This is a genomic window from Bosea sp. BIWAKO-01, from assembly GCF_001748145.1.
GTDB lineage: Bacteria > Pseudomonadota > Alphaproteobacteria > Rhizobiales > Beijerinckiaceae > Allobosea.
On the sequence record NZ_BCQA01000001.1, the window covers coordinates 2,344,538 to 2,360,412 of the forward strand.

The 15,875-nt window shown below is 66.1% G+C and carries 12 protein-coding genes; 8 read left to right on the forward strand and 4 right to left on the reverse strand.

The genetic code is table 11. The annotated features are described in order from the left end of the window. Together sdhA and BIWAKO_RS10780 are read left to right on the forward strand one after the other, a co-directional pair. Entirely contained in the window at positions 1–1,833 is a 1,833-nt protein-coding gene (sdhA, locus tag BIWAKO_RS10775; RefSeq protein ID WP_069878687.1) for a succinate dehydrogenase flavoprotein subunit, read from the forward strand. Positions 1,834–1,847: 14 nt separating this feature from the next. Next, complete coding sequence (locus BIWAKO_RS10780) at positions 1,848–2,633, forward strand: succinate dehydrogenase iron-sulfur subunit (RefSeq protein ID WP_069878688.1); 786 nt, start codon at positions 1,848–1,850, stop codon at positions 2,631–2,633. Between the two features lie 148 nt (positions 2,634–2,781). Here BIWAKO_RS10780 and BIWAKO_RS10785 read toward each other — a convergent pair whose 3' ends face one another. Then, positions 2,782–4,023 (reverse strand): NAD(P)/FAD-dependent oxidoreductase, encoded by a 1,242-nt coding sequence (locus BIWAKO_RS10785; protein ID WP_069878689.1) that lies wholly within the window; start codon positions 4,021–4,023, stop codon positions 2,782–2,784. Beyond that, positions 4,020–4,823 (reverse strand): glutamine amidotransferase, encoded by an 804-nt coding sequence (locus BIWAKO_RS10790; RefSeq protein WP_069882359.1) that lies wholly within the window; start codon positions 4,821–4,823, stop codon positions 4,020–4,022. The genes BIWAKO_RS10785 and BIWAKO_RS10790 overlap by 4 nt, the downstream gene beginning before the upstream one ends. A gap of 277 nt (positions 4,824–5,100) precedes the next feature. Here BIWAKO_RS10790 and BIWAKO_RS10795 point away from each other — a divergent pair, with 277 nt between their 5' ends. Genes BIWAKO_RS10795 through BIWAKO_RS10805 form a run of 3 tightly spaced genes read left to right on the forward strand, consistent with a single transcriptional unit; the run spans position 5,101 to position 10,161 of the window. Then, a complete protein-coding gene (locus BIWAKO_RS10795; protein WP_069878690.1) occupies positions 5,101–5,703 on the forward strand; it encodes a TetR/AcrR family transcriptional regulator in 603 nt (200 codons plus the stop codon). 20 nt (positions 5,704–5,723) lie between these two features. After that, positions 5,724–6,923, forward strand: a complete 1,200-nt coding sequence (locus BIWAKO_RS10800; RefSeq protein ID WP_069882360.1) for an efflux RND transporter periplasmic adaptor subunit — start codon at positions 5,724–5,726, stop codon at positions 6,921–6,923. A 13-nt stretch (positions 6,924–6,936) separates the two neighbouring features. Continuing rightward, complete coding sequence (locus tag BIWAKO_RS10805; protein ID WP_069878691.1) at positions 6,937–10,161, forward strand: efflux RND transporter permease subunit; 3,225 nt, start codon at positions 6,937–6,939, stop codon at positions 10,159–10,161. A gap of 141 nt (positions 10,162–10,302) precedes the next feature. On the opposite strand, the gene BIWAKO_RS10810 is transcribed toward BIWAKO_RS10805, so the two are convergent. Beyond that, positions 10,303–11,214, reverse strand: coding sequence for a DMT family transporter (locus tag BIWAKO_RS10810; RefSeq protein ID WP_176733298.1), 912 nt, complete (start codon positions 11,212–11,214; stop codon positions 10,303–10,305). A gap of 105 nt (positions 11,215–11,319) precedes the next feature. On the opposite strand from BIWAKO_RS10810, the gene BIWAKO_RS10815 reads away from it, so the two are divergent. From BIWAKO_RS10815 to BIWAKO_RS10825, 3 genes are all read left to right on the forward strand, one after another. Then, the gene (locus tag BIWAKO_RS10815) at positions 11,320–12,186 is read left to right on the forward strand and encodes a LysR family transcriptional regulator (protein WP_069878693.1); all 867 of its coding nucleotides are present in this window, start codon (positions 11,320–11,322) and stop codon (positions 12,184–12,186) included. 45 nt (positions 12,187–12,231) lie between these two features. Continuing rightward, on the forward strand, positions 12,232–13,275 hold the full coding sequence (gene obgE / locus BIWAKO_RS10820) for a GTPase ObgE (protein ID WP_069878694.1): 1,044 nt from the start codon (positions 12,232–12,234) through the stop codon (positions 13,273–13,275). Positions 13,276–13,388: 113 nt separating this feature from the next. Next, on the forward strand, positions 13,389–13,958 hold the full coding sequence (locus BIWAKO_RS10825) for an invasion associated locus B family protein (protein WP_176733299.1): 570 nt from the start codon (positions 13,389–13,391) through the stop codon (positions 13,956–13,958). Positions 13,959–13,970: 12 nt separating this feature from the next. Here the strand turns inward: BIWAKO_RS10825 and BIWAKO_RS10830 are convergent, their stop codons facing one another. Continuing rightward, positions 13,971–15,791 (reverse strand): ABC transporter ATP-binding protein, encoded by a 1,821-nt coding sequence (locus tag BIWAKO_RS10830; RefSeq protein ID WP_069878696.1) that lies wholly within the window; start codon positions 15,789–15,791, stop codon positions 13,971–13,973. Positions 15,792–15,875 lie beyond the last annotated feature (84 nt).

Consider the following 15,875-nt stretch of genomic DNA (forward strand, 5'->3'; position numbering starts at 1 on the left):
ATGGCGATCACCAGAGCCCAATCGGTCCCGGCCTATACCGGCCAGGCCTACCCGATCACGGATCACACCTTCGACGTCGTGGTTGTCGGCGCCGGCGGCGCGGGACTGCGCGCGACGGTCGGCTGCTCGCAGGCGGGCCTGAGGACGGCCTGCATCTCCAAGGTATTCCCGACCCGCTCGCACACTGTTGCGGCGCAGGGCGGCGTTGCCGCTTCGCTTGGCAACATGGGCAAGGATACCTGGCAGTGGCATATGTACGACACCGTCAAGGGGTCGGACTGGCTCGGCGACCAGGATGCGATCGAGTATCTCGTGCGCAATGCGCCGGCGGCCGTCTATGAGCTCGAGCATTGGGGCGTGCCCTTCTCGCGCACCGAGGACGGCAAGATCTATCAGCGGCCCTTCGGCGGCATGACCACCGATTTCGGGAACGGTCCTCCAGCCCAGCGCACCTGCGCTGCCGCCGACCGCACCGGCCACGCCATGCTGCACACGCTCTACGGCCAGGCGCTGCGCTACAACACCGAGTTCTTCATCGAGTACTTCGCCATCGACCTGATCATGGACGAGGATGGCGTCTGCCGGGGCGTGATCGCGCTCAAGCTCGATGACGGCACGCTGCATCGCTTCCGCTCGAAGATGGCGATCATGGCGACCGGCGGCTATGGCCGCGCCTATTTCTCGGCGACCTCGGCCCATACCTGCACCGGCGACGGTGGCGGCATGGTGCTGCGTGCCGGCCTGCCGCTGCAGGACATGGAGTTCGTGCAGTTCCACCCGACCGGCATCTATGGCGCCGGCTGCCTGATCACCGAAGGGGCTCGCGGCGAGGGCGGCTATCTCACCAATTCCGAGGGCGAGCGCTTCATGGAGCGTTACGCTCCCTCCGCCAAGGATCTGGCTTCTCGCGACGTCGTCTCGCGTTCGATGACCATGGAGATTCGTGGCGGACGCGGCGTCGGCAAGAACGGCGACCACATCTACCTGCATCTCGACCATCTCGACCCGAAAATTCTGCACGAGCGCCTGCCGGGCATCTCGGAGAGCGCCAAGATCTTCGCCGGCGTCGACGTCACCCGTGAGCCGATCCCGGTGCTGCCGACGGTGCACTACAACATGGGCGGCATCCCGACGAACTATCATGGCGAGGTGCTGACCAAGGTCGACGGCAATCCAGACACCGTGGTGCCTGGCCTGATGGCGATTGGCGAAGCGGCCTGCGTCTCGGTGCATGGCGCCAACCGCCTCGGCTCGAACTCGCTGATCGATCTGGTCGTCTTCGGTCGTGCCGCCGGCCTGCGCTGCGCCGAAATCGTGACGGCGGGCGAGAAGCAGCCCGAGCTGCCGAAGTCCTCGGCCGATCTCGCGCTGACCCGCCTCGACAAGTTCCGCAACGCCTCGGGCGGCACCCCGACGGCCGAGCTGCGCAACCGCATGCAAAAGACGATGCAGGACAACTGCGCCGTCTACCGCACCGGCGAAACGCTGCAGGAAGGTCACAAGCTGATCCACGAGGTCTGGGCCGGTGCCTCCGATATCGCGACCACCGACCGTTCGCTGATCTGGAACTCGGATCTGGTCGAGACGCTCGAGTTCGACAACCTGATCACCCAGGCCGTTGTCACGATGGATTCGGCACTGAATCGCCCGGAAAGCCGGGGCGCCCATGCCCGCGAGGACTATCCGGAGCGCGACGACAAGGACTGGATGAAGCACACCCTGTCCTGGATCGACGACGAGAAGCGGACCGTCACGCTCGACGACCGCCCGGTCCATACCTACACGCTCTCGAACGATATCGAGTACATCAAGCCCAAGGCGCGGGTGTATTGAGGACGATCTGACCGATGGCCGAATTCAATCTCCCCGCGAACTCACGACTGACCGAAGGCAAGGCCTGGCCGAAGCCGGCCGGCGCCAAGAAGCTGACCGAGTTCAAGGTTTATCGCTGGAACCCCGATACCGGCGAGAATCCGCGCACCGACACCTATTATGTCGATCGCGAGGATTGCGGACCGATGGTCCTCGACGCGCTGATCTGGATCAAGAACAAGATCGACCCGACGCTGACCTTCCGGCGCTCCTGCCGCGAGGGCATCTGCGGCTCCTGCGCCATGAACATGGACGGCAAGAACGGGTTGGCCTGCACCACCGGCATCGACGAGTGCGGCTCGAAGGGCAAGGTCGCGATCTATCCGCTGCCGCATATGCCGGTGATCAAGGATCTGGTCCCGGACCTCACACGCTTCTATGCGCAGCACGCCTCAGTCGAGCCCTGGCTCAAGACCACGACGCCGGCTCCGGAGAAGGAGTGGGCGCAGGGCAAGGAGGACCGCGAGAAGCTCGACGGCCTCTATGAGTGCATCCTCTGCGCCTGCTGCTCGACGTCCTGCCCGAGCTACTGGTGGAATGGCGACCGCTATCTCGGTCCTGCCGTGCTGCTTCAGGCCTATCGCTGGCTGATCGACTCCCGCGACGAGGCCACCGGCGAGCGTCTCGACGATCTGGAAGATCCCTTCCGGCTCTATCGCTGCCACACGATCATGAACTGCGCGAATGCCTGCCCGAAGGGCCTGAACCCGGCCAAGGCGATCGCCGAGATCAAGAAGATGATGGTGGCGCGGCAGGTCTGACGCGCCACTTATCCGACGGTGCGGCCGTCCGACGTGACGGCCTGCGCAGGTCTACCTGTCCTGGGTGCATTTCAGGAAGAGGCTTCGGCTCTCGCCCGTTGCATCGGCGCTATCGGGCTCGGCCGAGCGCGCGTCCGGATCGTCGGGATCAGAGATATCGCGTCGGCGCGAATGGGGCGGGATCGGCAATCGGCTTCTCGCCGCTGATCAGAGCAGCCAGGATTTCGCCGGTGACCGGCCCGGTCGCAAAGCCGATATGCTGGCTGCCGAAGGCTAGCCAGAGACCGGGATTCCGCGGCGCCTCCCCGATCATCGGCAATGAATCGGGCAGGGTCGGCCTGGCTCCGCGCCAGGTCGTGGCTTCGGTCGCCTCGGTCAGGTCAAATGCTTCCTTCGCCCGTGGCAGGACCGCGTCGATCTGGGCGAAATTCGAAGGCGCATCCCGGTTGGCGAGCTCGACACCGCTGGTCAGGCGGTAGCCCTTTTCCATCGGCGCGAGGAAGTAAGCGGACTCGACGTCGTAGAACGGGCGCGAAAGGTTGCGTCCGCCGGCGGCCTTGTAATGACGGTGATAACCGCGCTCGACATTGAGCGGGACGCTCAGCCCGAGCGGGTGCAGCAGATCGGGGCTCCATGGGCCGAGCGCGACCACGGCGAGATCGGCATCGAAGCTGCCGGAATCGGTCGTCGCGCGCCAGCCCTGGGACGTTCTGGAGAGCCCTGAGGCGGCGGCGCGGATGATCTTGCCGCCACGCGCGGCGAAGAGCGCCGCATAGGCTGCGACCACGGCCTGCGGCCAGTCGACCGAGCCGTTGTCCCGCAACCACAGGCCGGCCGAAAAGATCGGGTTGAGATCGGGCTCGACCGCTGAAAGGGCCTGCCGGTCGAGATAGTCGGCGCGAAAGCCATGATCCTCGAGCCATTGCTGCTCGGTGCGGGATGCCTGTTGCCCGGCCTCGCTGCGCCAGAGTTTCAGCGTGCCGTTTTCACGCAGGCGGTGGCTGATTCCAGCCTCCGCCATCCACGCCTTGTGCAAGGTCAGGGCATGAACTGTCAGGCCGTGGAGCGCCGCAACGCGCGGCGCGAGACGCGATGGGCGCGCTTCGGCGAGGAAGCGCAGGACCCAGCCGGGATTCCGCAGCAGATGGCCCCAGCGATAGCGCACGGCGGCGTGATGGTTGCCGAGATAGTTCGGCAGGCTTTTCCAGAGCGAGGGATTGTTGAGCGGGACGACGGAGGTCGGGCTGACCACGCCTGCATTGCCGTAGGAGGTCTCGCTGCCGGGCTCGCGCCGGTCGATCAGGGTGACCGTGAAGCCGCGTTTCTGCAGCGCGAGCGCACAGGAGACGCCGACGATGCCGGCGCCGAGGACAAGCGAGGTACGGGTCATGCGAGGGAGGTCTCTCCATCCGCCGGCACGCGCAGCCAGTGGTCGAGGAAGCCGTCGAGCCAGGCTCTGACGGCGGGATCATAGCGATACCAGCCTTCGAGATGCTGATGGCGCAGCTGGGCACCGGGCATCAGGGTGCGCTCATGCGCGCGCACCGACCAGCGGCACATCATCGCCGGGGTCACTTCGGGATGAAACTGGATGCCATAAGCTTTCGGCCCCGAGCGAATGGCCTGGACCGGAAAGTCGCCCCCGGTTGCGAGGCATTCGGCGCCGTTCGGGCAGTCGAAGCCTTCGCGATGCCATTGGTAAACGGTCGAGGGCCAGGAGAAGCCGGCCTCGCTCGCATGCGTATGGCCAGCATCCGTCAGCGCTAGATCATAGTAGCCGATCTCGGCGCGGCCCTGCGGATGCGTGTAGACGGTGCCGCCGAGATGCCTCGTCAGCATCTGGGCGCCCAGGCAGATGCCGAGAAAGGGTGCTTCCTCCTTCAGGCAGGTGCCGATCCAGTCGATCTCGGCCCTGACGAAACCGTCAGGGTCATTGGCGCTCATCGGGCCGCCGAAGATCACGGCGCCGGCATGATCGCGCATGGTCGCCGGGAGCGGGTCACCGAAGCGCGGCTTGCGGATATCGAGCGCGTGCCCTCGTGCCGCGAGAAGGCGGCCGACCCGGCCGGAAGTCGAATGCTCCTGGTGCAGGACGATCAGGACCGGCTTCGGTGCTGGCCTGTCCCTGCGGGGGCGGAGGGGGGAGCGGAGCTTGCGGGCAGCGCTGAGACGAAAGGGCTGATCGTTCATCACGGGCTTCGGGTCGCTCACGCGCCAAGGTTGCGCTCGCCGGCGCAACGTCCATCCATGCACTGACAATGCGGTTCCATGCGGGACCGAGCAAAGCAATTCATGCGCCAGGGGTGCATGGCATGCAGGTGTTTTTTGCATGGCGGCGCCCTGATTCCGCCGGGTGCGCACGCTTCTTGACTTCAAGTTCACGATAGGTCATGAGAATGAACGTTCATTCTCATCGCGGATCCGTCATTTGCCACCGCCCTTTGCCCTCGCCCCGTCCGACCGTGCCATGACGGAGCGCCATACACGCATCCTCGATGCGGCGGAGCGCGTCTTCGCGCGCGCCGGTTTCCATGCAGCGACGATGAACGATGTCGCGGCCGAGGCCGGCATGAGCCCGGGCAATCTCTATCGCTACTTCGCCTCCAAGGACGCGATCATCGCGGGGATGGCCGAGCGCGACCGGGCTACGATCGCCGCGGATTTCTCGGCGCTCGATCCGCGCGCCGGCAATCTTCTCGACCAGCTCGAGGCGCTCGGCCGGCGACATCTCGTCGAGGAGCCGCGCGAGAAAGCCATCATCGCGTTGCAGATCTGGGCGGAGGCCGCGCGCAATCCGGAAATGGCGGCGATGTGCGCCGATATCGACGGCACGGTCATCGTAGGCCTGGCGGCAGCCATCTCCGCGGCCAAGGAGGGCGGCGAGCTGCCGGCCGATCTCGACGAGATCCGCTTCCTTCAGGCGATGACGATGCTCGCTGACGGCTATCTCTGCCGGCGCGCCATGGATCCGAATTTCGATACCAAGACCGCTGCCGAAACGATGTTCACCGCGATGCGAGGATTGGCTCAGGCAATGCGCCTGCAATCCCAAGACACAAATCAGCCATGACTGATTCGAAGGTTATCACCATGTTGCCGCTTCCCCTCGCGCTGACGCGCCTGGCTGCCTTGTCCCTGCTGACCCTGGCGCTGCTGCCGGCTGTTGCGGCCTCGGCCCAGACGCCGGCCAGCGCGGCCGCGCAGGCAACTGCTCCCGGCCATGGCCCGGCCGTGACGGTTACGCCGGCCAGGACCGCGGAAATCGTGCAGAGCGTCGTGGTCTCGGGCTCGATGATCGCGCGCGACGAGGTCCTGGTTTCGCCGGAGATCGATGGCTTCGCGCTGGTCGACATCCTGGCCGAGGAGGGAGATCGCGTGGCGGCGGGCCAGGTGCTGGCGCGTCTGTCGCGGACGACGCTTGATGTCCTTCACACCCAGAACGAGGCTCAGATCGCCCGCGCCGAAGCGGCGATCGCCCAGGCCAGGGCCCAGGTCTCCGAGGCGGAAGCCAATCGAGTCCAGGCCGAGAACGCCTTCGAGCGGACCAAGGCCCTGCGCGATTCGGGCAATGCCAGCATCGAGACCTTCGATCTGCGCTCTGCCGCGGCGAGGACGACGGTCGCCCGCGTCAACTCGGCGCAGCATGCGCTTGCCATCGCGACGGCTGATCTTGCGCTCGCCAAGGCGCAGGAGCGCGATATTGCCGTGAAGCTGGCGCGCACCGAGATCAAGGCTCCCGCAGCCGGAATCGTCAGCCAGCGCCGCGCCAAGCTTGGCGCCATGGCCCCCCTGGCCGCGACCGAACCCCTCTTCCGCATCATCGCGGATGGTGCGATCGAACTCGAGGCGGATGTCGCGGAAGTCGAGCTTAGCTCGCTCAGGCTCGGCCAGACGGTCGCAGTCACGCCGGCAGGAGCACAGCAGCCGCTCGTCGGTGAGATCAGGTTGATCGCACCGCAGGTCGACAAGGCGTCCCGGCTCGGGCGCGTGCGGATCGCTCTCAAGGATAATCCGCCGATCGCGCTTGGTTCCTTTGCGCGCGGCGTGATCGAAACCGGTCGCAAGACGAGCATCACCCTGCCGCTCTCCGCCATCACCTATTCGCGCAATGGAGCGCTGGTGCAGAGCGTCAAGGACGGCAAGGTCAGCACCAAGAAGGTGACGCTGGGACTGACCGGAAATGGCCGGATCGAGATCACCTCCGGCCTCGCCGAAGGTGAGACCGTCGTCGCACGTGCGGGCACTTTCGTGCGCGACGGCGATGCGGTGACGCCGATCGCGACGAATTGACGGGGCCGGCGGAATGAACATCAATTTCTCGGCCTGGTCGATCCGCAAACCGGTCCCGGCCATCCTGCTTTTCGTGGTTCTCTGCGTGCTCGGGGTGATGTCGTTTTCGACACTGCCGGTCACGCGGATGCCGAATATCGACGTGCCTTTCGTCTCGGTCTCGGTGACTCAGGCCGGCGCAGCGCCGGCCGAGCTCGAAAGCCAGGTCAGCAAGCGCATCGAGGATGCGGTCGCCAACATCACGGGCGTCAAACATGTGATGTCGACGCTGACCGACGGCCAGTCGCTCACCCTGATCGAGTTCCGGCTGGAGGTGAACACCGACCGTGCCGTCAACGACGTCAAGGACGCCATCGCCAAGGTCAGGGCAGACCTGCCGCGCACGATCGACGAGCCGGTGATCCAGCGCATCGATGTCGAGGGCCAGTCGGTCCTGAGCTATGGCGCCTCATCGCCCGGCATGACGCTCGAGCAACTCTCCTGGCATGTCGACGATGTCGTTGCGCGCGAATTGCAGGGGCTGAAGGGCGTTGGCCGTGTCGATCGCTACGGTGGCGTCGATCGCGAGATCAGGATTTCGCTCGATCCCGACCGGCTGCTGGCGCTCGGCACCACGGCCGGTGAAGTCAACCGGCAGATTCGCGCGACCAATGTCGACCTCGCCGGCGGGCGCGGTGAGGTTGGCGGCCAGGAACAGGCGATTCGTACGCTTGCCGGCGCACGCACGGTGGCCGACCTGGCCGAGACCAAGATTTCGCTCACCGGCGGCCGCGAGGTGAGGCTCAAGGAACTTGGCCGGGTCGAGGATTCCAATTCCGAACCGCGCTCCTTCAGCCGCCTGGACAAGCAACCCGTCGTCACCTTCGCGGTGTTCCGCTCCAAGGGTTCGAGCGAGCTCTCGGTCAAGCAGGTGGTTGCAGCGCGCATCGAGGAGCTGAACAAGCGCTATCCGTCGATCGAGCTGAAGCTGATCGACGATGCCGTCGCCTATACCCACGGCAACTACCGGTCGGCGATGGAGACGCTGTTCGAGGGGGCGGCGCTGGCCGTGCTCGTCGTCTTCCTCTTCCTGCGCAACTGGCGCGCGACGCTGATCACCGCCATCGCGCTACCGCTTTCGGCCATCCCCACCTTCTGGGCGATGCAGATGCTGGGCTTTTCGCTCAATCTGGTCAGCCTGCTCGGCATCACGCTCGTCACCGGCATCCTGGTCGACGACGCGATCGTCGAGATCGAGAACATCGTGCGCCATATGAAGATGGGCAAATCGCCCTATCGCGCGGCGATGGAGGCGGCCGATGAAATCGGGCTCGCGGTCATCGCGATCACCTTGACCATCGTCGCGATCTTCGCGCCGGTCTCCTTCATGGGCGGTATCGCCGGGCAGTATTTCCGCCAGTTCGGTCTGACGGTCGCCATAGCGGTGCTGTTCTCGTTGCTGGTGGCGCGGCTGATCACGCCCATGATGGCGGCCTATCTGATGCGACCGGTAAAGCACGAGGATGACAAGCCCGGCCCGTTCATGCGCGGCTATATCGGCTTGCTGCGGCTTACGCTTGCGCGCATCCGCCTGCCGCTGCTGCCGCGTTTCGACGGGACGGGGCGTTGGCGCAAACTGCCGTTCAACATGGCTTATCTGACCCTGGTGGTGGGGTTCATCTTCCTGTTCGGCTCGATCCAGGCGACGGCCCTGCTGCCGACGGGCTTCTTCCCGGAAGAGGACACCGCGCGTGTCGTCGCCAGCGTCGAGCTGCCGCCGGGCGCAACGCTGGAAGAAACGCGTGTCACCACCGACCAGATCGTCGATGCGTTGAGGACGATTCCCGAGGTCAGGCATGTCTTCGTGCTCGGCGGCGCTTCGCCGACCGGACAGCGCGAGGTCCGGCGTGCCTCGGTCACGGTCATGCTGACGCCGAAGGGCGAGCGTGCGATCAAGCAAAAGGACCTGAAGGTCGTCATCGCGCAGAAGCTCGCCAGCGTCCCCGATGCCCGGGCCTGGTATGTCAACGAACGCGGCGAGCGCGAGATGGCGTTCTCGATTCTCTCCAAGGACGGTGATGCGCTCGACGAGGCGGTCGCGCGGATCGAGGCGCGCATGCGCCAGGTCGACGGCTATCTCAATGTCGCGACTGCCGGCTCGCTCAGCCGGCCGGAGCTGCGCGTCACGCCGAAGCTCGAGCAGGCGGCAACGCTCGGCGTCACGCCGGAGGCAATCTCGGAAGCGGTGCGCATCGCCACGATCGGCGATGCGGGTGCCAATCTTGCCAAGTTCAATGCCGGCGACCGTCTGGTGCCGATCCGGGTCCAGCTCGATGAGGCGGCGCGCGCCGACATCCGCAACATTGCGGCGCTGCGTGTCACCAATACGAGCGGCGTCTCGATTCCGCTGACGGCGGTGGCCGATATCGGCTTCGGCCAGGGGCCGAGCTCGATCGACCGCTATGACCGCGTCCGCCGGGCTGCGATCGGCGCCGACCTGAAGCGCGGCTTCGAACTCGGCACCGCGCAGGACACCTTCCACGAGATCGTCGCGGAGGTCGGACTGCCGGAGGGCGTCAAGATCGCCGCCACCGGCGATGCCGAGATCCAGGGCGAGGTCGTGCAGGGCTTCATCACGGCGATGACAACCGGTCTGATGCTGGTCTTCGCGCTGCTGATCCTGCTGTTCGGCTCGGTCGCCCAGCCGGTGACCATCCTGCTCTCGCTGCCGCTCTCATTCGGCGGCGTGGTGATCGCGCTGCTCGCGACCAATAACCCGGTCTCGATGCCGGTCTATATCGGCCTGCTGATGCTGATGGGCATCGTCACCAAGAACGCGATCATGCTCGTCGATTTCGCGGTGGAGGAGGTCGCCCGCGGCAAGGACCGGGTCACCGCACTGCTCGAAGCCGGGCGCAAGCGGGCCCGTCCGATCGTGATGACGACGATCGCGATGGCGGCCGGCATGTTGCCCTCCGCCTATGGCGTCGGCGATGGCGGCGAGTTCCGCGCGCCGATGGCGATCGCGGTGATCGGCGGCCTGATCGTCTCGACCGTGCTCAGCCTCGTCTTCGTGCCGTCCTTCTATACGGTGATGGACGATGTCGGCCGTGGCTTCAGCTGGCTCTTCGGCCGCTTCTTCAGCAAGCCTGAGGATGAATCGGCCTGGGAGCCGATGGGGGACGAGGAAACGCCCGGCGAAGCCAGCGCCAAGGCGATGAGTGGAAAGCTGCCGCCGCCGCGGCTTGCGGCGGAGTAGGGTCGACCGACAGGACGGAGCCGAGTGGAAGCGGCTCCGTCTATGGTTTCGAGATCGAGCGGCAGAACCCCGCTGCGCTCCGCGGCTGGGGGAGCAATCTCAGGCCGCTTCAGTGGGGCGGGCCAGGTCCGGCAGCAAGCCTCAGCCCTTCCGCACCAGCAGAACCGCTGCCAGAATCGCCACACCGCCAAAGGCCTGAGCCGGTGAGGGCTGCTCGGCAAAGATCGCCCAGGCTGCGAGAACGCTGACCAGCGCCGGCCAGACCATCACCAGCGAGGCGGCGCTAGCGCCATATTGGCCGAGCGCCAGCGTGATCAAGCCTTGGCCCAGCGCATGCGAGACGAGGCCGAGTGCGATGACCGCGAGCCAGCCCTGCAGGCTCTGCGGCAGGATGGTTTCGCCAAGCAGGAGCGCGACCGCGATGCAGAAGACGGCGCAAAGCGCGCTGGAGATCAGGCCGATGCGTCCGGCATCGGCAGAATCCCGGGCCCGGCGAATGGCGATGATGTAGATGGCGTAGGAGAAGGCCGCTCCGACCGCCAGGCTGTCGCCAAAGATGCTGCCCGGGCTGGTCGCTGCCGCAGTGGTCGCGAATTTCGGCAGCACCAGCATCAGCGCGCCGCCGATCGCCAGCATCAGCGCGCCGAGAATCCGCCCGGTCGGTTTCTCACCGAGCAGGAGCCAGGCCGCCAGAACAACGACGACCGGCGAGAGATTGCCAAGCAGCGAGGCGTTGGCGATCGTCGTGAAGCCAAGCGAGGCATTGTAGAGCGTCACGTCGACGGCGAAGGCGAACCCGGCCAGCGCGATCGGCCACCACCCACGGGACCGCGCGCCACCCGATTTGGGCTTGCGCTGTTCGAACGCGGTCCAGGCTGCGAGCACGGGCAGGGCAAAGAGCATGCGCCAGAAGCCGGCGGCGGCCGGTCCGACATCCGCATAGCGCACGAAGATGCCGGAGAAGCCGATGCAGGTCGCGCCCGTCATCAAGGCGACGAACATGGCGAGGCCGGGGGCGGCCGGACGTGACAGGGCGAGGCTCGGGGTGGTCATCAGGGTCATCCGCGACGGGCAGTGCCGGCGATATAGTGCGCTTCCTTCAATCGGAAAAACGGATTATTCTCATCGTTCCATTCGAATTTCCGATGGAGCGAGGCGATGGCGACTCATTTCGATCTGGCGGCGCTGGATATGCTGGTGACGGTCGCCGAGACCGGCGGCTTCACGGCAGCGAGCGTCAGGCTCGGCCGAACGCAATCGGCGGTTTCGGTCCGCATCCAGGATCTCGAAGCGCAACTGGGCCAGAAGCTGCTCGAGCGCTCGCGGCGTGGGGTGACGCCGACCGATGCCGGCGAACGGCTGATCGGTCATGCCCGCCGTTTGCTCGCCGTCGAGCGCGAAGCGCTGGCCGATCTGGGCGGCGAGGCAGCCACGGGGCGACTGCGGGTCGGCGTGCCCGACGACTATGTCGACGCCTATTTGCGACCGCTGATCGCACGATTTGCGGCTGAGCATCCGCGTGTCGAGTTGGAACTGCGGTGCGATCTCTCGAAACGGATCGAGCCTGCGCTTGCGGCGGGCGAGTTCGATATCGCCGTGATCACGCAGGATCCGGTCCGGCCAAAGGGAGAAACGCTGCGTCGCGAGCAGCTGGTCTGGGTCGCGGCGCGCGGTCATCGCCCGGAATTGCAGGAGGTCTTGCCGCTTGCCCTGTTCTCCGAGGGCTGCCGGGCGCGCCCGCGTGTCCTGGCGGCGCTCGCCGGGGCCGGGCGGGCGCATCGGCTGGTCTTTTCCTCCTCGCATACGGCAGGCGTGATCTCCGCGGTCGAGGCCGGATTCTGCGTCACGGCGATCACTGAGAGTGCGGCGCCTGCAAGCCTGCGGCGGCTCGGTGCGGCTGAAGGCCTGCCACCGCTGTTTGAGCTTGCGGTCGGTCTCATCGTCGCGCCCAACCCGAGTCTTGCTGCCCGGCGCTTCGCACAGGCGCTTCGCGAAGAAATGGCGGCACCACGGCTTGCCGCGTGAGCCGCCCGCATTGCCCTTCGGCCCGCGGCCCACTACTGAGAAGCAATGAAATTCCTCGACCAAGCCAAGATCTATGTAAAGGCCGGCGACGGCGGCGCGGGCTGCGTCTCCTTCCGGCGTGAAAAATTCATCGAGTTCGGCGGCCCCAACGGCGGCGACGGCGGACGCGGCGGCGATGTCGTGATCGAATGCGTGCAAGGGCTCAACACGCTGATCGACTACCGCTTCCAGCAGCATTTCAAAGCCAGGATCGGCGAACATGGCATGGGCAAGGACCGGCACGGCGCCAATGGCCCGCCGGTCGTGCTCAAGGTGCCGCCAGGCACGCAGGTCTTCGATGAAGACGGTGAGACCCTGATCGCCGACCTGACCGAGCCTGGCCAGCGTTTCGTTCTGTGCAAGGGCGGCAATGGCGGCTTCGGCAACGCCTATTTCAAGACCTCGACCAACCAGGCGCCGCGCCATGCCAATCCGGGCCTGCCGGGCGAGGAGCGCTGGATCTGGCTTCGCCTGAAGCTGATCGCCGATGCCGGGCTTGTCGGCCTCCCCAATGCCGGCAAGTCGACTTTTCTTGCCGCCGTGACCGCTGCAAAGCCGAAGATCGCCGATTACCCCTTCACCACCCTGCATCCCGGCCTGGGCGTCGTGCGGGTCGACGCGCGCGAGATGGTGCTGGCCGATATTCCTGGCCTGATCGAGGGGGCGCATGAGGGACATGGGCTCGGCGATCGCTTCCTCGGCCATATCGAGCGCTGCCGCGTGCTGCTGCACCTGGTCGAAGGCACCAGCGAGCACGCCGGCAAGGCCTACAAGACCGTTCGGGAGGAACTCGAGGCCTATGGCGAGGGCCTGGCCGAGAAGCCCGAGATCGTGGCGCTGTCAAAAGTGGACGCCCTGAGCCCGGAGCTGCTCAAGGAGCAGGTCGCGCGGCTGAAGCGGGCCGCCAAGCGCGCGCCGATCGTGCTGTCATCCGCGTCTGGCCAGGGCGTCGAGGATGCCTTGCGTGCGCTGTTCGCAGTGGTCGAAGAGGCTCGGCGGGAAGAGGCCAAGGCCGATGCGCCGGCGCTGGAAACCGGCTGGCACCCTTAGGCCGTGATTTGCCGCGGCGTTGTTGACGGCCGTTCCCAGCCGACCGCAAACGGCTTGCGTGGAATCGCTCGCCACGGTCTAACTCGCGGATGCCGTCAAAGGGGATTTGTCAGGTGATTTCGAAGCTTAGGCCTCTCGCGTTCGTTTCCGTCGTGATCTTCAGCGGCGCAGCCCTTGCCCAGGCGCAGCGTCCTACCGCGAGTGCTCAGGCTCCGGCCGCTCCTGGCGGCGTTTCGCAACCGGACAATACGACGGCGACCTATGGCGACTGGACCCATCGCTGCCAGCAGGGCGTCGGGACCCGGATCTGCGAGATCGTGCAGACGCTGGAGGTGCAGGGGCAGCGCGGCCCGGTGGCGTTGATCGCGCTCGGGCGGCCGGTGCGCAATGAGCCCTACAAGCTTGTGGTGCAGGTGCCGCCGAACGTGAGCCTCGGCGCCAAGGCCGGTATCCGCCTTGCGCTCGGGGAGAAGGACGAGGGGACGCTTGCCGACTTCCAGCGCTGCCTTCCCGGCGGCTGCTTCGCCGAGGTGAACGTGAGCGACGACCTGCTGAAGCGCTGGCGCGGCTTTGGCGACGCTGGCCAGCTTCGCTATCAGGATGGCGCCAACCGCGCCGTCGTGCTGCCCTTCTCGTTCAAGGGCTTCCAGTCCGCCGTGGACGCGCTCGCCCGCGAGCCCTGAGTTCGGCGCGTCTCAATTCTCGGTGAATTGCAGCCGGTGCAGCCGGGCATAGGTGCCGTCATGCTCGATCAGAGCATCATGGCTACCGGTCTCGACGATCCGGCCCTCTTCCAGCACGACGATGAGATCGGCCTCGCGCACAGTCGAGAGGCGATGGGCGATCACCAGCGTCGTGCGGTTCTTCATCAGTCGGGCGAGCGCCTGCTGGACGAGCCGCTCTGACTCGGTGTCGAGTGCGCTCGTCGCCTCGTCGAGCAGCAGGATGGGCGCATCCTTGAGGATGGCTCGCGCGATGGCGACACGCTGGCGCTCGCCGCCTGACAGTTTCGAACCGCGCTCGCCGACCTGCGTATCGTAGCCGTCGGGCATGGCCATGATGAAATCATGCGCCGCTGCATCCCTGGCGGCGGCCATGATCTCGGCCTCGGTCGCTCCCGGCCGGCCAAAGGCGATGTTGGCCCGCACCGTATCGTCGAAGAGCATGACATCCTGGCTGACGACGCCGATCTGGCCGCGCAGGCTGGCGAGCGTAACGTCGCGGAGATCCTGTCCGTCGATCTCGATGCGGCCTTCGTTCGGGTCGTAAAGGCGCGGCGCCAGGGTGAGCAGCGTCGACTTGCCGGAGCCGGAGCGACCGACCAGCGCTGTCATCTTGCCACCCTGTGCGACGAGATCGATGCCTTCCAGGGCGCGGGCATCATCGCGATAGCGAAAGCGAACGTGCCGGAAGGCGATCTCGCCGGCGCCGACCTTGAGAGGCTGCGCACCGGGGTGCTCGGTAACCAATGGCTTCTCGTCGATCAGGGCATAGTAGCGTTTCAGCGAGGCACCTGCCTCCTGCAGGATGGCGTTGAGGTTGCCGAGCGAACGCATCGGCTGCGCCGCGAGCAGCAGCGCCGAGACATAACCGGTGAAATCGCCGATCGTGCTGGTGCCGGCCGTGATCCTGACGCCGATGGCGGCAAGGACGCCGGCGACCGCCATGCCGCCGGCGACCTCGAGCAGAGGGTCGAGCCGGCCGCGGGCATTGGCAGCCTTCATCTTGAGCGAGCGGATCGTCTCGAAGGCATGCGCGGCGCGCGCCTTGAGATAGGGCTCGAGCGAGTCCGTCTTGGCGACGCGGGCACCTTGCAGGCTCTCCGTGACGAGGCTTGCCATGATGCCTGTCTGCTCCTGCTGCGACATCGCCATGCGTCGCAGCTTCTTGCCGATCCGGCCGATCGGGCGCGCGACGATCGGCGCGATCAGCAGGACGACAAGGGTCATCTGCCAATCGATCCAGAGCAGGGCCCCGACCAGTGCGATGGAGGTCATGACATCGCGCACGGCGATGTTGATGATCCGGGTCAGCGCCTCCTTCACATAGGTGAAGTCGGTGGTGAAGCGCTGGGTCAGCGACGCGGGGTTCTCACGCTGGAGCTGAGCAAGATCGGCATCGATCAGATGCGCGTAAAGCGCGGACTGCATATCCGCTTCGATTCGGCTGACCACGCTATTGGTCATCACGGTCTGCGTGAGCAGCGAGAAGCCCTTGATCGCAGTCACGATGACGACGACGACGGCAACGGCGTTGACCACGCCGATCTCGATCCCGATCGATTTCGAGACGAGACGCTCCATCCGGCGTACGAAGCCCGTCGCTTCCGCCGACAGGGGATCGGCGAAGGCGTCGAAGGCCGCCTTGATGAGCAGCGGGTAGAAACTGGTTGTCGCGGCGATCACCACCACAAGTGCCAGGATCATCGCCATCTGAGGCAGGTAGGCGTTGACACGCTCGCGCCAGACGCGGGCAAAGAGCGCAAAGGTGTCGTCGGTAACGCGGCCGATCTTCATGGCGCGGGGCCTAACATGGTCGACCGCGATATGCCACAGGCATGGCGGAGGGGTGGCTCCTCGTGCTCCGGTCTTGTTCCAGAC